We start from the raw sequence: 18,588 nt of genomic DNA on the forward strand, positions 1-18,588 counted from the left end.
TCTCGACGAACGTGGTTCTGCCGCGCTCGGGTCCCGCAGGCACCGCACTGCCACCCGCTCGCCGCTCGCCCTGGAGTCGTCATGCCCGAACACCGTCCCGCCCGCGCGCGGGCCCTCGCCCTCGCCACCGCCCTCGCGGTCGGCTTCGGGCTCCTGGTCGCTCCTGCGGCCGTGGCGGCGGAAGCCGCCCCCTCGGCTGCGCCGGTCTCCGAGACCTCCGGTGAGTGGCACACGAAGGAACCGGCCGCCCGGCAGGCCGCACCACAGGCAGTGGAGCCGCGAGCGCTGGTCGCCGCGACGCCGCCGGCGAACGACCTCCGCGAGAACGCGACCGTCGTCACGAGCCTGCCGTATTCGACCTACAGCGCGCAGTACGACGGGGCAACGCTCTCTGACGGGGAGACGGCGTCGTGCCGGACGACCGACCCCGACAACACCGAGTACTTCTCTGAGGGCCGCGGGTCGGTCTGGTTCAAGTACGTCTCGACCAAGCGGCAGACCCTCACCTTCGGCGGCACGGTGCCTGAGTCGACATCGACCGTCAGCGCCTTCGTCGATGGTCCGATCACGGACAGCACCAGGATCAGCTGCACGGAATCGGGCTTCCGGGCGGAGAACTTCGTGCAGGCAGAAGCGGGGAAGACCTACTACTTCCAGGTCAGCGCCGACTACTACTCGACCTCGACCGAACCGGCCGGCACCGCGGAGTTCTTCCTCTCCGCAAGTGCTGCGATCCCCAACACCACGTACTCCTCCGCATCTGTCGTCTCGGCGCTTCCTGCCACGATCAACGGCTCGACTTCCAAAATCGACCGCAACTGGTACCGGCCATACAGCGGCTGCGACTTCAACGCCTTCATGGGGTCGGTCTGGTACAAGTACCGCGCCACCAGCTCCGGCACCGTGCACGCAGATCTCGGCGAGAGCTACTTCCCCGCGAATGTAGGGGTCTACGACTCTGACGGCGTCACTCCCGGAACTCTGCTCGAGTGCCCGGACCAGTCGACGGAAGCCGGTGAGAACTACTCCTATGACCGGGCGAACACCGACTTCACCACCGTCGCCGGTAAGACGTACTTCATCCAGGTCTCGAACTTCGGTTTCAACCGCGGCGACTTCGTCCTCAAGCTCAGTAATGTCGCCACATTGACCGCGCCGACGCCCTCCATCACCGGCTCGGCAACAGTCGGAGACACGCTGACCGCTGTGCCGGGCACGTGGGGACCGCAGCCCGTGGCCCTGAGCTACCAGTGGCTGAACGACGGCTACCCCATCAACGGCGCCACCGGTCCGCAGTACGTGGTGGCTGATTCGGACTTCAACGAGTCGATCACCGTCCAGGTCACCGGCACCAAGGCCGGCTACGCGACGGCCGCGCGCACCAGTGCCGCCGTCACCGTCACCTCCGGCTCGCTCACGAACTCGGTGCCGACCGTGACCGGGTCCGCCGCGATCGGCGGGACGCTCACCGCGAACCCGGGCAATTGGGGTCCCGCGCCCGTCGAGCTGGCGTACCAGTGGAAGCGCAACGGGACCGCGATCGCCGGCGCCACGGGCAGCAGCTACGTCGTCACCTCCGCCGACTCCGGCACCGCGCTGACCGTCAGCGTCACCGGCACGAAGTACGGGTACACGACCGCGACCCGCACCAGCTCGGCCACCCAGGTCGGGCTGCCACTGCAGACGCTCATGCCGACGCCGACGATCACCGGCAGCACGACTGTCGGGTCGACGCTCACCGCGAACCCCGGTACCTGGGACTCCGGCGTCACGTTGAGCTACCAGTGGAAGAAGAACAACGGCGTCTACATCTCCGGCGCGACCGCGAAGACCTACGTCCTCAAGGCGAGTGATGCCGGCGCGACGCTGACCGTGAGCGTCACCGGCACCAAGACCGGCTACTCCCCCGCGACCAAGACCAGCGCGACGACCGCGGCCGTCACCAACGGCGCGGTCATCACGGGAGCCACGCCGACCATCACCGGCACCGCGACCGTCGGGCAGAAGCTGACCGCCGTTCCGGGCACGTGGACGCCCTCGCCCGTCACGCTCGCCTACCAGTGGCAGCGCAACGGCACCGCGATCAGCGGCGCGACCGCGAGCACGTACACGCTCGTCGCGGCCGACGCGGGAGCGGCGATCACCGTCGCCGTCACCGGCACCAAGTCCGGCTACACCGCGGTCACGAAGACCAGCGCCGCGGTCACCGCGAAGGCGGCGCTGCAGACGCTGATGCCCACCCCGACGATCACCGGGACGACGAAGGTCGGCTCGACCCTCACCGCCAACCCCGGCACGTGGGACGCCGGGACGACGCTGACGTACCAGTGGAAGAAGAACGGCGGCTCCTACATCTCCGGGGCCACCGCGAAGACGTACGTGCTCAAGGCCTCGGACGCCGGCGCCACGATCACCGTCTCCGTCACCTCCACGAAGACCGGCTACTCCCCCGCCACCAAGACCAGCGCCACCACCGCACTCGTCACCGGGGGCGTCCTCACCGGCGCGACCCCGACGATCACCGGAACCGCGAAGGTCGGCCAGACCCTCACCGCGGTGCCGGGCACCTGGTCGCCGGCGCCCGTCACGCTGAGCTACCAGTGGAAGCGCGGCGGCACGGCGATCTCGGGCGCGACGTCCGCGACCTACAAGACGGTGTCGGCGGACGCGGGCAAGGCGATCACGGTGACGGTCACCGGCACGAAGGTGGGCTACACGACGCTGAGCAAGACGAGCGCGGCCAAGACGGTCGTGAAGTAGCGGGCCGTGAAGAACAGCACCGTCGTGAAGTAATCCCCCGGACACCTGAGGGAGGCACGGGCGTGCGAGGCTTGATGGTCGCCGCCCGCCCCACCTCCCTCAGGACACCGTGAACACCCCTCCGCGCACCAGCAAGACCACCAGCCCCCGCACGACCGCGAGCCCCGCCGCCTTCCCCTGGATCGGCCTGCTCACGCTCGCCGGCGCCGTCTTCGTCTCGGTGACCAGCGAGTTCCTGCCGACCGGCCTCATCCCGGACATGTCGCGGGACCTCGGCGTGAGCATCCCGCTGACCGGTCAGCTGGTGACGATCTTCGCGGCGACCGTCGTCATCGCGACGACGCCGCTGACGCTGGTGACGCAGCGGTTCTCGCGGAAGAGCCTGCTCCTCGTCGCGCTGTGCACGATCGCGGTGGCGAACGTGCTGGCCGCGCTCGCGCCGACCTTCGCGCTGCTGGTCGGCGCGCGCATCCTCGGCGGGCTCGCGCACGGACTGTTCTGGGCGATCGTCGCCGCCTACTCGGCGCACCTCGTCGCTCCGGAGCACCTCGGCCGGGCGACCGCGATCACGGCCGGCGGCGGCTCGGCGGCCTTCGTCCTCGGCGTGCCGGTGGGCACCGCGCTCGGCCACGCGTTCGGCTGGCGTCCGACGTTCGCGATCCTCGGCGCGATCGTGCTGCTGCTGGCGCTGCTCGTGGTGAAGTTCCTGCCCGCGGTGGACCACAGCATCCCGCTGCGCACGGGCGAGATCCGGTTGCCCGCCCGCAAGGACCGCAGCCTGCCGCGCATCGTCGGCGTCTGCGTCGTCATCCTGCTGGTGCTGATCGGCCAGAACACGCTCTCGACCTACGTCACGCCGTGGCTCGAGAACGCGTCGTTCTCGCCTGACAGCGTGCCGCTCCTCCTCTTCGCGTTCGGCGGCGCGGGCGCGGTGGGCCTCGTGCTCGCCGGCTTCGCGACCGACCGCTTCCCGCGCTCCGGCTTCGTGGTCGCGGCGATCGCCGTGGTGCTCGCGCTCGTCGCGCTCGGGCTGGCCGCCGGCTCGCAGGCCACGGTCGCGATCGTCGTCGCGGCGATCGTCTGGAACATCGCGTTCGGCGGCATCCCGGCGATGCTGCAGACGCGGATGCTGCGCACCTCCTCGTTCCAGCTGCGCAGCCTCGCCGCGGCGCTGCAGACGACCGCGTTCAACATCGGCATCGGCGGCGGCGCGATCGTCGGCGGACTGACCATCGACCTGAGCGGCCTCGACCTGCTGCCGTGGGTGGCGATCGTGATGATCGCGGTCGGGCTCGTGGTGAGCCTGGTCGTGGAGGCGCGCTCGTCGGCGGCGGTGCGGCGCGAGCAGGCCGCGGCGGTCCGCTAGGGCGAGGCGCCTCCTCCCCGCGGACGACGACCTGCCCGACGAGTGCGGGATAGCGTGAAGCGCATGAGTCAGAGCACGATCCCCGTCCCCGGGCAGCCGTACTACGGTGCTCCTCCGCTCGCCGCGATCCGGCGCTTCTTCTCGCAGTACGCACGCTTCCGCGGCAGGGCGAGCCGCGCGGAGTACTGGTGGATCATCCTCGCCGGGACCCTGCTGAACCTCGCGCTTCAGCTGATCGACGGCTCGGAGCCGGGGCTGCAGCTGTCGTTCACGCCGTTCCGCTCGGGCGAGCTGGACTTCGCGACGCCGTGGGTGGCCGTGCTGGCCGGGGCGATCGCGCTCGGCACGCTGGTGCCCTCGCTCGCGCTGATCTGGCGGCGGCTGCACGACGTGAACCGCAGCGGGATGTGGATCTTCGCGCTGTTCATCCCGATCGCGGGCGCGGTGTTCCTGCTGATCCTGTTCGTGCTGCCGCCGCGGCCGGAGGGGATGCGCTTCGACTGACGCTCGCGGTGTCGCTCGCGCCCTCTACGGTAAGGGCGTGACTGCGCGCGGCAACGACTTCGACGCCCTGCGGCTGGTCGCCGCGCTGATGGTCGTCGTCGGGCACGGCGCCGTGCTGCTCGGCGAGCCGGCGCCGCGACTGCTCGGGCTGCCCGTGCACTCGCTCGGGGTCTCGGTGTTCTTCTGCGTCAGCGGGTTCCTGATCGCGGGGAGCATGGAGCGGGCGCCGAGCGCGGGGAGGTTCCTCTGGCACCGGGTGCTGCGGATCTTCCCGGCGCTGATCGTCGTGGTCGCGGTGAGCATGCTCGTGCTCGGGCCGCTGGTGTCGTCGCTGCCGGCCGGGGCGTACTTCTCCTCGCCGCAGACCTGGGCGTACGCGCTCAACGTGCCGCTGCTGGCGCAGTACGAGCTGCCGGGTGTCTTCGACTCGGCGGTGCACGCGCGGCCGGCGGTGAACGGCTCGCTGTGGACGCTCGGGGTGGAGTTCTGCTGCTACCTCGGGGTGCTGGCGCTGCGGTGGGTGCCGGGGCGGGCTCGCGGGGTGGTGGCGGTGGTGGCGCTCGTCGGGCTCGGGTTGGTGACGGGGCTGGGTGGAGCGCTCGGGTCCTCCGCGGAGCTGTGCGCGTTCTTCGCGGCGGCCGCGGCGGTGCGGCTGCTGGTGCCGGCTCGATGGCTGCGCTGGCCGGCCGGCGTCGTGGCGCTCGCGGTGCTGCTCCTCGCGGCCGGGACTCCGCTGCAGCAGGTGGCGCTGTGGGTCGCGCTGCCGGTGCTCGTGATCGTCGTGGGCACCGGGTCGCTGCCGGTGCTGCGGCGGGCGGCGCGGTTCGGCGACTTCTCCTACGGGCTGTACCTGTGGAGCTATCCGGTGCAGCAGCTCGTGCTCGAGGTGCTGGGGCGGCTGCCGACGGCGGCGAACCTGGCGCTCGTCGTGGCGGTGACGCTCCTGCTCGCGGTGGCGTCGTGGTGGCTGGTCGAGCGGCCGGCGCTGCGCTGGAAGGACGCACGGCTGCCGGCGTGGCTCGACGCGGCGGCCTTGAAGTCGGGCACGTGAAACCGGCTCCGGCACGCCGGAGCGGGCGGATTCGACGTGCCGGAGGTGGATCCGCGAGCCGAAGGTCTGCGGCACCGAAGTCCGGCACGTGAAACGGGCTCGGGCACGCCGGAATCGTCGGATGCGGCGAGCCGGGGACGAATTCGCGAGCCGAAGGTCCACGGCGCCGACGCTCGGCACGTGAGACCAGCTCCGGCACGCCGGAGCGGGCGGATTCGGCGTGCCGGAGACGGATCCGCGAGCCGGAGGTCGGCGGCACCGAAGTCCGGCACGTCAAAGCGGCTTCGGCACGTCAGAATCCCGGATTTCGGCGTGCCGGGGGTGGATCTACAAGCCGGAAGTCGGCGGCACCGAAGTCCGGCACGTCAAAGCGGCTTCGGCACGTCAGAATCCCGGATTTCGGCGTGCCGGGGGTGGATCTACGAGCCGGAAGTCGGCGGCACCGAAGTCCGGCACGTGAAAGCGGCTTCGGCACGTCAGTACGGGCGGATTCGGCGTGCCGGGCTGCGGAGCGGGTGCATCGAGATCCACCGGCGTCAGAACAGGGGTCTGCAGAACCACCCCGCTGACGAGGGCGGGTCTCGATACGCCCCTTCGGGGCTACTCGACCAGCATGTTGTCCGCCGCCGCGTCCTCCGGATGGGTCGATCTCGATACGCCCCGGCGCGGCTACTCGACCAGCATGTCGTCCGCCGCCGCGTCCTCAGGGTGGGTGGGTCTCGATACGCCCCTTCGGGGCTACTCGACCAGCATGGGGGGCCGCGTCGCGCGGCTGCTCGACCGGCAGGCAGGCGGTCGACGCGCGGTGCTCATGCTGATCGAGTAGCCCGCGGAGTGGGCGTATCGAGATCCACCCGCGTCAGGACCTGAGTCTGCAGGGCCGGCCTGCTGACGAGGGTGGGTCTCGATACGCCCCTTCGGGGCTACTCGACCAGCATGGGAGGAATTGCCGCCGCATTCTTTCGCCCACAGCGCCGCGGGGCTGCTCGGCCAGCAGGGGGCGGCTACGCGCACCAGTCGCGGGAGACGCCGTTGACGCTGCGGGAGGTGTCGCCGGTGCCGAGGTCGACGAGGACGGTCGAGGTGGCGCTGAAGCCGGGGACGTCGGGGTAGTCGTCGGGGACGCCCTCGGCGGAGACGGCCTCGACGGCGGCGAACTGGCCGTTGGGCGAGAGGCAGACGCCGCGGATGCGGCCGGTCGGCGAGGTGCGGAAGATCTCGGTGGTGCCGCTCGCGTCGACGCGGACCACGGAGTACTGGGCGGTGCCGGTCTCAGGCGAGTAGTCGGCCTCGAGCTCGAGGTAGCTGTCGGAGTCGAGGAGCAGCAGCTGCACGGGCGAGGTGGTCGGGCCGACGTCGGCGGGCGGCAGGGCGAGCGTCTCGACGGAGCCGTCGGCGAGGTCGATCACGGAGCCGGAGTCGGGGTCGGCGACGACCAGCCGGTTCGCTCCGGGGACGAAGCCGCGCAGCTCGGCGTGCTGGCCGAGCGGGCTGATGGTGCCGGGGGTCAGCAGGTCGACGAGCAGCACGGTGTCGTCGAGCGAGTGGGTGACGACGGAGGTGGTGCCGGGGACGAACATCCAGTCGGTCGCGCGCAGCGGGCCGCCGTCGATGCCGGTGATCGGCACGGCCTCCGCCTTCTGGTCGGTGAGGTCGTAGGCGTAGAGCGCGCGGTCGAGCGGGCCGGTGGGGGCGGAGCCGGTGAAGGTCCAGCCGAGCACGCCCTTCTCGGGCGAGGCGTGCAGCTCGCGGACGACGCCGGGGCCGGGCAGCGGGATCACGCCCTCGGAGCCGGTGTCGAGGGTGAGCGTGCGGATCAGGGTCGTGTCGTCGGGCTCGAGCGTCACGACGACGAGCACCGGGCCGACGACGGCGTAGTCCTGGATCCGGTCCGCCGTGTAGAGGACGCGGGTGTCGCCGCCGGAGAGCGGGCGCACCCGGATCGCGTCGGGCTGGGCGGGATCGTCCGCGGTGCGGTCGAGCGTGTAGAGGTCGGGATCCTTGGTGGTGAAGGCGGCGGCGAGGTCGGACTCGGCGCCGGTCGCGGTGCCCTGCGCGTCGTCGATCGCGATCTCGTACTCGGTGGCGTAGCGGAGGGTGTCGTCGAAGGTGACGGTGAGCACGCCGCCCTCGAGCTCGGCGGTGTGCGGGGTCTCCGGAGTGACGCGGACGCGGTCGAGGGCGTCGGGCTCGATCGCCTGGTCGAGGTGCACGCGGGCGCGGCCGCCGTCGCGCTCGACGACGCCCGAGGTGCTCACCTCGAGCGAGGCGACGCGCGGGCCCTTGGCGATCGTGGCGGCGGTGAGGCCGCCGACGGCGAGGACGAGGACGGCGGTGGCGCTCCAGAAGACGCGCGAGAACGCGCGCTCCCCGCCCCGGCGCTCAGTAGACATACGGCATCGCCGGCTCGTCGATCGGCATCACGACGTCGGGCTCGAGGACGACCGCCTCGGCGCTGGTGACGCTCGGGTTCGCGCCGAAGCCGCCGGTCACCTCCAGCCACTCGCCCTCGGCGTAGGTGTCGGCCCAGCCGGGCTGGTGGATCGGCACGCCGACCGGCTGCGCGTCGACGGCGCAGCAGGTGACGATGAAGCGGGCGACGTAGAAGACGTTCTCGGGGTCGCTCGCGTCGGGGGTGACGAAGCCGCTGACCGTCGCGGTGCGGCCGGCCAGGAACTGCTCGCTCGCGCCCTGGCGCAGCAGCGTCGCCCAGTCGCGCACGGTGAAGGACGCGGTGTCGCCGGTGGGCGCCTGCGCGGTGACGGAGGCGTCGACGGCGCTGGTGTTGACCTCGCGCTGGGTCGCGGTCGAGGCGGTCAGCGCGGCAGGGGGCACGACGAGCAGCGCGACGGCGGCGCAGGCGATCACCGCGAGGCTGCCGAGTGCGGCGAGGCCGGCCCGCCAGCGGCGGCGCGGGGCGTGCTCGTGGAGGTGGTCCTCCGCGTGCCCGTCGTCCTCCTCCGCCCCCGGCACGATCGCGAACGCGCAGATCAGCAGCACCGCCGCGACCGCCGCGAGGATCACCGAGAACTCGAAGTAGCGCGGGTGGATGTAGAGGCCGAGCCGGCCGGTCGCCGCGAGCCAGAGCGTCGAGACGACGCCGATCAGGCTGAGGACGACGCCCTTCCAGCGGGCCAGCAGGCGCTCAGAGCGCATAGTTCACCGCCAGGCCGAGGACCGCGGCGGCGAGGCCGACCAGCGCGGTGATCCGCACGAGCGTGCGCGCGGAGAAGGTGGTGCGCAGCAGCGCGAGCATCTTGATGTCGATCATCGGGCCGAAGACGAGGAAGGCGATGATGCCGCCGGGCAGGAAGGTCGAGCCGAAGGAGAGCACGAAGAACGCGTCGACGTTGGAGCAGATCGAGATCACGAACGCGAGGACCATCAGCGCGAGCACCGACCAGAGCGGGTCGCCGCCGAGGGTGGTCAGCACGTCGCGCGAGACGCCGACCTGGATCAAGCCGGCGATCGCGGCGCCGACGAACAGCGCCGGCAGCATCGCGCCGGTCTCCTCCGCGAAGAGCAGCACACTTCTGCGGGCCTTGGCGCGGACGGTGCGGGAGGGCCGCTCGCCCGCCTCGCAGGCCGCGCGGAACCGGGGGGTCAGCAGCGCCATCGGGTCGGTGTGCCGGCTGAAGATCCAGCCGACCAGGTTCGCGATCACGAACCCGCCGACGATGCGCCAGACCAGGATCCCGTCGGCCCAGCCGAAGGCCTGGTAGGTCGTGATGATCGTGATCGGGTTCACGATCGGCGCCGCGAGCAGGAACGTCATCGACTCCGAGACGGACAGGCCCTTCACGATCAGCCCGCGAGCGAGCGGCACGTTGCCGCACTCGCAGACCGGCAGCAGCACGCCGAGCAGCGAGATCACCAGGCGGCGCGGCAGGGCGCGCTTGGGCAGGATCCGCAGCAGCACCGCCTCCGGCACCCAGAGCTGCACGGCGATCGAGAGCACGATGCCGAGGAAGACGAACGGCAGCGACTCGATGACGACGCTGATCGCGAGGGTCAGGAAGTCGCGGACGGCGTCGGAGAGGACGTCGCCGGCGGCGTCGGGCGAGAGGACGCGGAGGAGCGCGGCGGCCGCGACGAGCGCGAGGCCGAGGCCGATCCGGCGGAGGAGGACAGCGCGGCGGGCGAGGACGGAGCAGTCGCTTCCGGGCGGAGTCGTTCCGCGCTCGGAGGTGGCGGTCGCCCTGTCGATCGTCATCCGGACCATCGTAGGCGGGCGGCAGTCACCGCGCGCCGGGCACCGGACGACCCGGCAGCCAGCACCGCACGGCGTCGCGGTAGCGGCGGAACTCGGCGCCGAATCGCGCCTCGAGGTCCGCCTCCTCGAGCGGGCGCACCGCGGAGTTCCAGACCAGCGCGCCCAGCAGCGCGTAGACCACGACCAGCCAGGAGGACAGCAGCAGCCCCACGGCGACGCCCTCGCCGATCCCCGCGACCGCCATCGGGTTGCGCACCCAGCGGTAGGGGCCGGCGATCACGAGGCGGTTCGTCATCGCGACGGGCAGCGGGGTGCCGTCGCCGAGCAGCGACATCGTCGCTCCCGACCACAGCCCGAGCGCGCTCGCGAGCACGAGCAACGCGAGCCCGACCGCGTGCAGCGGCTCCGGGAACGCGAAGGCGAGCCCCCAGCGCGACTCCAGCGCCGCGATGATCAGCGGGATCACGACGAGCGCGCCGCCCCAGAACACCGCGATCTGGCCGAGCGTCGCCGCGAGGTGCGCGAGCGGCGTCCGGCCGCGGGCGGCGAGCCGGAAGGCGAACGGCCCGGAGGCGAGCCAGCGCGTCGGGATGCGCCCGAGCGTCAGCAGGCAGAGCGCCGCGACCGAGCCGCCGGACGCGGCGAGCATCAGGAGGACGCCCCAGCCGGCCTCGCCGGTGACCGTCGCGACGACGGCGAGCGCGACGGTGACGAGCAGGGTCCAGACGGTCGCAGTCCACGCCGCCCAGCGGAGTCCGAGCGACGCCAGGGCGGAGGCGCCGACGAAGAGCGGCAGATCGAGCACGGCGACCGGCACCGGATCGAGCGGGCCGAGCGTCGCCAGCCGCACCGCCGGGACGAGAGCGACCGCCAGCCACCAGGCCGCCCCGCCGAGCGCCTGCACGGCGAAGTAGACGCGCCCCCACCGCACGACCGCCCCTCGATGCATGGCAGCAGAGTACGGCAGCGCGGCGGCGGGGCACGCGGGTGCAGGATGAGCGCATGACCCTCCTCCGCGTCCGGATGCACCCGCGCGCCGTCGACGAGCCGCACCGGGTGTCGTCCCCGCTCGAGCTGCTCGTGGACCTGACCTTCGTCGTCGCGATCGCGCAGATCGCCGCGCAGCTCGCGCACGCGACGGAGGAGGGGCACCTCGGCGAGACGGTCCTCCCCTTCGCCATGGTGTTCTTCGCGATCTGGTGGGCCTGGATGAACTTCACCTGGTTCGCCTCCGGCTACGACACCGACGACGTGCCCTACCGCCTGCTCACGCTCGCGCAGATGGGCGGGGTGCTCGTGCTCGCGGCGGGCGTGCCGACGGCGTTCGAGGAGGGCGACTTCACGGCGATCACCGTCGGCTACGCGATCATGCGGTTCGCGCTGGTGAGCCAGTGGCTGCGGGTCGCGGTGTCGACGCCGAGCCAGCGGATCTCGGCGCTGCGCAGCGCGGGCGGATTCTCGCTCGTGCAGGTCGGCTGGCTGCTGCGGCTCCTGCTGCCGGAGCAGTACGGAGTGGTGAGCTTCGTGGTGCTGGCGGCGCTCGAGCTGGCGGTGCCGCTGTGGGCGCTGCGGGCGGGCGAGTCGAGCTGGCATCCGCACCACATCGCCGAGCGCTACGGGCTGTTCACGATCATCCTGCTCGGCGAGGGCGTGCTCGCGGCCGTCAACGGCGTGCAGCAGGCGGTGACGGAGTCGGGGGTGAGCCTCTCGCTCGTGGTCGTCGCGGCCTGCGCGCTGGTGATCGTCTTCGCGCTGTGGTGGCTGTCGTTCCTGCACCCCTCGGGCGAGCTGCTCGAGCGGCGGCGCGACCTCTCCTTCCGCTGGGGGTACGCGCACTTCGTGATCTTCGCGGCGCTCGGCGGCCTGGGCGCCGGCCTCGAGTCGGCGGTCGCGGCGACGGCCGGGCACCTGGAGGCGAGCGACACCGTGATCGGCGCCGCGGTCGCCGTGCCGGTGACCGCCTTCCTGGTGATGCTGTGGGCCGTGCACCTGCCGCTCGACGAGGGCCGCCCGCTCCGCGCCGCCCTCGTCCTGCCCGCTGCTCTCGCGGTGCTGGCGACCCCCCTCCTGGCCGCGCCCCTGGGCGTCGCCGCGGTTCTGACGGCGATCGCCCTCCTCTGCGCCGCCCTGGTGGCCACCGCCCTGACGCCCGCGCGGGTCTGACCCCCGCCGCGAGATGCCACTTGTGCACGCGACACGCCGTGGAAGGCGTGCACAGGTGGCATCTCGATGGCCGGAGAACGACGTCGACCCCGGATGTTCATCCACCCCCTCTAGGGTGACGTCACTCAGGACCGGTCCGCCGGCGATGGACCGGATCCGCACGCTGCGATGATCCCGCGAGGGGTGCCGGCCGGCAGTCGCCTCGCCCGTTCGCGGCCACTCCCCGAGGCCGCACGACCGCGGCTGGAGTCAACATGGCGCACCCCCTCACCCCCACGCAGCACCTCCCCTTCGCGCACGGCGGCGGCGCCGTCGTCGGGATGCTCTCGACCTTCCCGCCGACCCGCTGCGGCCTCGCCACCTTCGCCCAGTCGCTCGGCGACGCGCTGGCCGCGGAGCACGGCGCGACGATCCGCACCGTCCGGGTGATGGACGAGCTCGCCGTCCCCGGCTCGGCCGTCGGCTGCAGTGTCGTCGCCGAGCTCGTCGCGGGCGACCCGGCGAGCATCGCGCACGCCGCGGCGGAGCTCAGCCGCAGCGACGTCGCCGTGGTCCAGCACGAGTACGGCATCTACGGCGGCCCGGACGGCGACGAGGTCCTCGCGCTGATGGAGCGGCTCACGGTCCCAGCGATCGTCGTCCTGCACACCGTCCTCGAGACGCCCAGCGACTCCCAGCGCTCGGTGCTGGAGCGGGTCGCCGACCTCGCCGACGCGGTCGTGGTGATGACGGCCGTCGCCGCCGAGATCCTCGAGCGCCGCTACTCCGTCGACACCCGCAAGGTCGGCGTCATCGCCCACGGCGTGCCGGTCTGGACGGGCGGCGCCGAGCGCACCGCGCCGCACGCCGGCTCCGGCGCCAGCCCGCAGGTCATCACCTGGGGCCTGATCGGCCCAGGCAAGGGCATCGAGTGGGGGATCCGCGCCACGGCGCTCCTGCGCGACGCCGGCGTGGACGCCCGCTACACGGTCTACGGGCAGACGCACCCGAAGGTCGTCGCCTCGCACGGGGAGGCGTACCGCGAGTCGCTCGCGGCGCTCGTCGCCGAGCTCGATCTCGGCGACCGGGTCGTCCTCGACGGCCGCTACCTCGACCCGGCCCAGCTCGCCGCCGCGGTCGCGGAGGCCGACGCGGTGCTGCTCCCCTACGACTCCCGCAACCAGGTCACCTCCGGCGTGCTGGTGGAGGCGCTCGCCGCGGGGCGCTCGGTCGTCGCGACCGCGTTCCCGCACGCGCTCGAGCTGCTGACCGCGCCGCGCGGCCGCACCGTCGCGCACGAGGACCCGGCGGCGATGGCCGACGCGCTGCGGGAGGTGCTCGCCGGGGCCGCGGGGGCCGCGTCCGACGCCACCGCGCTGCCCTCGTCGGCACTGTCCTCGGAGGCGCTGTCCTGGCCCGCCGCGGCCGGCCGCTACCTGGACCTGGTCGAGCGCCTCCGGGTGGAGCGCGCGGCGTGACCACCCGAGCGGACGGCACGGCGCCGGTCCTCTCGACCGCGCTCCCCTACTCCCACCTCGACGCGCTCACCGATGCGGGCGGGCTCTTCGAGCACGCGCTGCTCGACGTGCCGCGGCGCGAGCACGGCTACTGCGTCGACGACGTGGCGCGCGCGCTGATCGTGGTGGCGCAGGAGCCGGAGCAGTCCGAGGTGACGCGGCGGCTGACCGAGCAGTACCTGCGCTTCCTCGAGCGCGCGAGTGCCGCGGACGGCACGGTGCGCAACCGCGTCTCGGCCGAGGGCGACTCCCCGGAGGAGCCGTCGCTCGGCGACTGGTGGGGCCGCGCCGTCTGGGCCGCGGGCGTCGTCGCGGCGCGGGCGGAGCTGCCGCTCAGCCGGCACCGCGGGCTGCGGCTGTTCCTGCGCCTCGCCGCCCGGCGCTCGCCGCACCTGCGCGCGATGACCTCGGCCGTGCTCGGCGCCGTCGAGGTGCTCGCGGCGCATCCCGAGAACGCCGCCGCCGCGCAGCTCGTCGCGGACGGCTCGGCGCTGCTGCACCACGCTGCCGAGGCCGACTGGCCCTGGCCCGAGCCGCGGCTGCGCTACGCGAACGGCTGCGTCCCGGAGGCGCTGCTCGCGGCCGGCGCGGCTCTCGGCGACCCCGTCCTGCTCGCGCGCGGCTTCCACCAGCTGGCGTTCCTGCTCGCGCTCGAGACCGGCGAGAACGGCCTGTCGGTCTGCGGAGTCGCCGGCCGCGGCCCCGGCGAGACGGGCGCGCTCTTCGACCAGCAGCCGATCGAGGTCGCGGCGCTCGCGGCCGCCTGCGCCCGCGCGCTGACGATCGAGGAGGACCCGCTCTGGCGCGACGGCCTGGCCGCGTGCTGGGCCTGGTTCCGGGGCGTCAACGACTCCGGGACCGTGATGATCGACCCGGTCACCGGCGCCGGCTACGACGGCCTGAGGCCGACCGGCCGCAACGAGAACCGGGGCGCGGAGTCGACCATCGCCGCCCTGCACACCTCGCTCGTCGTCCGCCGCTCGGAGCTCGCGCAGTCGGCCGCGGCGTGACACCCGTGCCGAGCGGACTGCGCGTCGGGATGCTCGCGCCCGTCGCCTGGCGCACCCCGCCGCGGCACTACGGGCCGTGGGAGCGGGTGGCGAGCCTGCTCACCGAGGGCCTGGTGCGCCGCGGGGTGGACGTGACGCTGTTCGCGACCGGCGACTCCGAGACCGCGGGCCGGCTCTCGAGCGTCGTGCCGGAGGGCTACGCCGAGTCCGGCGCCGACGGGCGGGTCCAGGAGTCGCTGCACATCGCGCACGCGCTCGCCCGCTCGCGCGAGTTCGATCTCGTCCACAACCACCTGGACTGGCTGCCGCTGGCGCTCGCCGCGCAGTGGCCGGTGCCGCTGGTGACGACGGTGCACGGCTTCTCCGGCCCGGGCATCCTGCCCGCGTACCGCGAGGCGCTGCGGCACCCGCTGACCGCGAACCTGGTGTCGATCTCGGAGAGCGACCGCTCGCCCGAGCTCGACTACGTCGCCACGGTGCACCACGGGATCGACCTGTCGGAGCTGCCGTTCTCGGCGCAGCCCGGCTCCGACGACCTGGTGGTCCTCGGCCGCATCCACCCCGACAAGGGCACGGCGGAGGCGGTGCGCATCGCCGCCGCTGCGGGCCTGCGCCTCGTGATCGCGGGCATCGTGCAGGACGAGCGCTACTGGCGCGAGGAGGTCGAGCCGCACGTCGACGGCGACCGGGTGGTCTACGCCGGCTCCGTCGGGCCGGCCGAGCGCGCGGCCCTGCTCGGCTCGGCGGTCGCGCTGCTGCACCCGATCGGCTTCGACGAGCCGTTCGGCCTCTCGGTGGTCGAGGCGATGGCCTGCGGCACCCCCGTGATCGCCTACCGGCGCGGATCCATGCCCGAGATCGTCGACGAGGGCGTGAGCGGCTTCGTCGTCGACTCGGCGGCGGAGGCGGTCGCCGCGGTGCCGCGGGCCCGCCGGCTCGACCGCGCACGGGTCCGCGAGACGGCCGTCCGCCGCTTCGCCGTCGAGCGGATGGTCGACGACTACCTCCGCGTGTACGCGCGGGTGCTGGGACGCTGACCCCCCTCCGCGAGATGCCACTTATGACGGCGTTCGTCGGCGTGTCGAGCTCATAAGTGGCATCTCGCGCGGAGGGTGTCGAGGTGCCTCCGATCGCGATCCGCCCCTACGCCGAGTCCGACGCCGCCGGTACCCTGGCCGTCTTCCTCGCCGCCGTCACCGAGACGGCCGCCGCCGACTACTCCCCCGAGCAGATCCGCGCCTGGGCAGGCGAGCGCGACGTGCCGACCTGGCATGCCGCCATGCTGGCGCGGAACGCCTTCGTCGCGATCATCGACGGCGAGCTCGCCGGCTTCTCGGACGTCAGCGCCACCGGGTACATCGACATGATGTTCGTCGCCCCGCGCTTCCTCCGCCGCGGCGTCGCGACCCGCCTGCTCGCCGAGGCGGAGTCGCAGGCGCCGGCTGCACCGGAGCTGTCGGCCGACGTGAGCATCACCGCGCGCCCCTTCTTCGAGCACCACGGCTTCGTCGCGGTCGCCGAGCAGCACCCGGTGCGCGCGGGCGTGGAGCTCGTGAATTGGCGGATGGTGAAGCGGCGCGGGTGAAGCGCGGCGCCTCCCGGAGCGGATGTGCCGGTTCTCGCGAAGGGACGATCGGCGCCAGCCGTGGAGCTCGCGCTGTGCGTTGCGGGCGGCCTGGCTACACTTTTCGAATACCACCCGGCCCCTCTGGGGCCGGGTCTTCTTTTTCTCCGGCGCTGCAGAAACCGCGTGTCAGGCCGTCTCGGGCGCCCGCAGCGTCGGCGGCACCAGGCCCTCGGCCGCCAGCAGCCGGGCCGCGCCGAGGGTCGCGAGGTCGTCGCCGTGCGCGCCGATCAGCTGCGCGGACAGCGGCAGGCCGGACACCGCGCCGCCGCTCCGGGTAACGGGCGGACCCGCTCGGTCGTGCGGCACTTCGCGACAGGACAGGGGTGAGGGGGCGCGTGCCCGCCGGACGGGGGGCGTCGGGCGGCCCTGCCGGGGGCGCAGGCCGCTTGTAGGCTGCACCACCATGGGGAATCATCGACGCTCGTCCCGCCTGCTCACCGCGCTGCTCGCCGCCGCCGTCGGGGTCGGAGGGGCCCTCGTCCCCGTCACCGCGGCCACCGCCGCGGACGACGCCACGACCTCGACGCAGTCGACGCAGTCGGTCGAGACGGGGGCACTCGATCCGTCGCTCGACCGTGCCGACCAGGGGCTGCCGCCGCAGTCGACCCAGGTCTACAGCGAGAGCCAGACGAAGAGCTTCCGCGCCGACTTCATCGTGAGTGACGCGAACTTCTTCGACAGCGACGCGATGACGACCCAGCAGGTGCAGAACCTGCTGAACGACAAGGGGAGCAGCTGCACGACCGGTGTGGACGTCCCCTGCCTGAAGAACTTCTCGCAGCGCACGAGCTCCAAGCCCGCGGACGCGATGTGCAGCGCCTACGCCGGAGCGGCGAACGAGAGCGCGGCGTCGATCTTCACCCGCGTCGGCGCGGCCTGCGGCATCAATCCGCTGGTGCTCGTCGTGCTGGTGCAGAAGGAGCGCAGCCTCGTCACCACGACGACGCCGACCGCGAACGACTACAACAAGGCGACCGGGTTCAACTGCCCCGACACCGCCGCCTGCGACCCGGGCTCGGCCGGCTTCTTCACCCAGGTGTACAGCGCGGCGCGCCAGTTCAAGCGCTACGCGAACCCGCCCGGATCCGGCTCGAACTTCACGACGTACGCGCCCGGCCGGACGCCGTCCATCGCCTACTACCCCGAGTCCCGCTGCGGCTCCTCGCCCGTCACCGTGCGCAACCAGGCCACCTCGGACCTCTACTACTACACGCCGTACCAGCCCAACCGCTACGCGCTGACCGGGCAGGGCGACGCCTCCTGCGCGACCTACGGCAACATCAACTTCTGGTTCCTCTTCAGCGAGTGGAACCCCGCGGGCACCCTCGCCAACGCGGGCATCGCGCCGGTCGGCCAGGTCGACGGACCGCAGATCTCCAACAACACCCTCACCGCCAACGGCTGGACCGTCGACCCGACCACGCAGCAGGCCGCGCTCCGCGTCACCGTCACGATCACCGCTCCCAACGGGTCGCGCACCGTGCGCACCGTGACCGCCGACGGCGACCGCGGCGACATCTCCTCCCGGGACTACCCGGCGGCCGGCCGCCGCCACGGCTACACGGCCACGGCCCCCGCCTCGGCGACCGGCACCTACACGGTCTGCGCGAGCGCCGCCTCCGTCGACTGGAACCGCTGGGTCGGCACGGGCGACTCCCGCGGTCCGGGCTCGAAGGACCTCGGCTGCTCCTCCGTGCAGTACCAGGGCGGGAGCAGCACCAGCCGCGACGTCCTCACCGCCGGCGGCGAACTGCGCAGGGGCCAGCAGCTGACCTCCGCCGACGGAGCCTCCCGGGCGGCGATGCAGGGCGACGGCAACCTGGCGGTCTACTCGCGCACCGGCGTGCGCTGGGCGGCGGGCACGCAGCCCGACGGCGACCGCCTCGTCATGCAGACGGACGGCAACGCCGTCGTCTACACGGCCTCCGGCCGGGCGGTCTGGGCCTCCGAGACCGCGGGACAGCCGGGTGCGCGCCTGGTCATGCAGAACGACGGCAACCTCGTCGTCTACTCCACCTCGGGCCGCGCCCTGTGGGCGAGCGACTCCGCCCCGAAGCCCGCGAGCGGCGACACGCTGGCCGCCGGCAGCCGCCTGACCGCCGGCCAGAAGCTGCGCTCGAACGACGGGACCAGCGAGGCGGTCATGCAGACCGACGGCAACCTCGTGGTCGTCACCCGCGGCACCCCCCGCTGGGCGACCGGCACCACGGGGGCGGGCAACCGCCTCGAGATGCAGTCGGACGGCAACGCCGTCGTCTACACCACGTCCGGCTCCTCCCGGTGGGCGACGAACACCGGCGGGAACCCCGGCGCGAGGATGGTCATGCAGAACGACGGCAACCTCGTGCTCTACTCGCGGGACGGCCGGGCGATCTGGGCCAGCAGGGGCTGATCGGGG

16 protein-coding genes are annotated in these 18,588 nt (G+C 72.9%); 11 read left to right on the top strand and 5 right to left on the bottom strand.

Going from position 1 to position 18,588, the window contains the following annotated elements:
* The first annotated feature begins 81 nt into the window (after positions 1–81).
* The 5 genes from EDF35_RS20675 to EDF35_RS05000 all read left to right on the top strand — a co-directional run bounded on the left by EDF35_RS20675 (position 82) and on the right by EDF35_RS05000 (position 6,507).
* Positions 82–2,760 (top strand): hypothetical protein, encoded by a 2,679-nt coding sequence (locus EDF35_RS20675; RefSeq protein ID WP_166674009.1) that lies wholly within the window; start codon positions 82–84, stop codon positions 2,758–2,760.
* 109 nt (positions 2,761–2,869) lie between these two features.
* Positions 2,870–4,126: an MFS transporter gene (locus EDF35_RS04985; RefSeq protein WP_133960930.1), complete on the top strand. Its 1,257-nt coding sequence runs from the start codon at positions 2,870–2,872 to the stop codon at positions 4,124–4,126.
* 63 nt (positions 4,127–4,189) lie between these two features.
* Complete coding sequence (locus tag EDF35_RS04990; RefSeq protein ID WP_132435236.1) at positions 4,190–4,630, top strand: DUF805 domain-containing protein; 441 nt, start codon at positions 4,190–4,192, stop codon at positions 4,628–4,630.
* Positions 4,631–4,667: 37 nt separating this feature from the next.
* On the top strand, positions 4,668–5,681 hold the full coding sequence (locus EDF35_RS04995) for an acyltransferase (RefSeq protein WP_133960931.1): 1,014 nt from the start codon (positions 4,668–4,670) through the stop codon (positions 5,679–5,681).
* A gap of 613 nt (positions 5,682–6,294) precedes the next feature.
* On the top strand, positions 6,295–6,507 hold the full coding sequence (locus EDF35_RS05000; protein WP_123731730.1) for a hypothetical protein: 213 nt from the start codon (positions 6,295–6,297) through the stop codon (positions 6,505–6,507).
* Positions 6,508–6,685: 178 nt separating this feature from the next.
* Here EDF35_RS05000 and EDF35_RS05005 read toward each other — a convergent pair whose 3' ends face one another.
* Genes EDF35_RS05005 through EDF35_RS05020 form a run of 4 tightly spaced genes read right to left on the bottom strand, consistent with a single transcriptional unit; the run spans position 6,686 to position 10,843 of the window.
* A complete protein-coding gene (locus tag EDF35_RS05005) occupies positions 6,686–8,074 on the bottom strand; it encodes a hypothetical protein (RefSeq protein ID WP_133960932.1) in 1,389 nt (462 codons plus the stop codon).
* A complete protein-coding gene (locus EDF35_RS05010; RefSeq protein ID WP_133960933.1) occupies positions 8,064–8,837 on the bottom strand; it encodes a TIGR03943 family protein in 774 nt (257 codons plus the stop codon). The genes EDF35_RS05005 and EDF35_RS05010 overlap by 11 nt, the downstream gene beginning before the upstream one ends.
* Complete coding sequence (locus EDF35_RS05015) at positions 8,827–9,894, bottom strand: permease (RefSeq protein ID WP_133960934.1); 1,068 nt, start codon at positions 9,892–9,894, stop codon at positions 8,827–8,829. Before EDF35_RS05015 ends, EDF35_RS05010 begins: the two co-directional genes overlap by 11 nt.
* Positions 9,895–9,919: 25 nt before the next feature.
* Positions 9,920–10,843 carry an isoprenylcysteine carboxylmethyltransferase family protein gene (locus EDF35_RS05020; RefSeq protein WP_133960935.1) on the bottom strand — a complete coding sequence of 308 codons (924 nt, stop codon included), beginning with the start codon at positions 10,841–10,843 and terminating at the stop codon, positions 9,920–9,922.
* 53 nt (positions 10,844–10,896) lie between these two features.
* Here EDF35_RS05020 and EDF35_RS05025 point away from each other — a divergent pair, with 53 nt between their 5' ends.
* From EDF35_RS05025 to EDF35_RS05045, 5 genes are all read left to right on the top strand, one after another.
* On the top strand, positions 10,897–12,057 hold the full coding sequence (locus EDF35_RS05025) for a low temperature requirement protein A (protein WP_208323009.1): 1,161 nt from the start codon (positions 10,897–10,899) through the stop codon (positions 12,055–12,057).
* Positions 12,058–12,311: 254 nt separating this feature from the next.
* A complete protein-coding gene (locus EDF35_RS05030) occupies positions 12,312–13,514 on the top strand; it encodes a glycosyltransferase (protein ID WP_133960936.1) in 1,203 nt (400 codons plus the stop codon).
* Entirely contained in the window at positions 13,511–14,563 is a 1,053-nt protein-coding gene (locus tag EDF35_RS05035; protein ID WP_133960937.1) for a glycosyltransferase, read from the top strand. Before EDF35_RS05030 ends, EDF35_RS05035 begins: the two co-directional genes overlap by 4 nt.
* Complete coding sequence (locus EDF35_RS05040; RefSeq protein ID WP_243839848.1) at positions 14,560–15,600, top strand: glycosyltransferase family 4 protein; 1,041 nt, start codon at positions 14,560–14,562, stop codon at positions 15,598–15,600. Before EDF35_RS05035 ends, EDF35_RS05040 begins: the two co-directional genes overlap by 4 nt.
* An 83-nt stretch (positions 15,601–15,683) precedes the next feature.
* On the top strand, positions 15,684–16,148 hold the full coding sequence (locus EDF35_RS05045; RefSeq protein WP_133960938.1) for a GNAT family N-acetyltransferase: 465 nt from the start codon (positions 15,684–15,686) through the stop codon (positions 16,146–16,148).
* Positions 16,149–16,316: 168 nt separating this feature from the next.
* On the opposite strand, the gene EDF35_RS21370 is transcribed toward EDF35_RS05045, so the two are convergent.
* The gene (locus EDF35_RS21370) at positions 16,317–16,448 is read right to left on the bottom strand and encodes a hypothetical protein (protein WP_279587514.1); all 132 of its coding nucleotides are present in this window, start codon (positions 16,446–16,448) and stop codon (positions 16,317–16,319) included.
* Between the two features lie 145 nt (positions 16,449–16,593).
* Here EDF35_RS21370 and EDF35_RS05055 point away from each other — a divergent pair, with 145 nt between their 5' ends.
* A complete protein-coding gene (locus EDF35_RS05055) occupies positions 16,594–18,582 on the top strand; it encodes a hypothetical protein (RefSeq protein WP_166674010.1) in 1,989 nt (662 codons plus the stop codon).
* The last annotated feature ends 6 nt before the right edge of the window (positions 18,583–18,588 follow it).

This window comes from Rathayibacter sp. PhB151 (genome assembly GCF_004366415.1).
Lineage (GTDB): Bacteria > Actinomycetota > Actinomycetes > Actinomycetales > Microbacteriaceae > Rathayibacter > Rathayibacter festucae.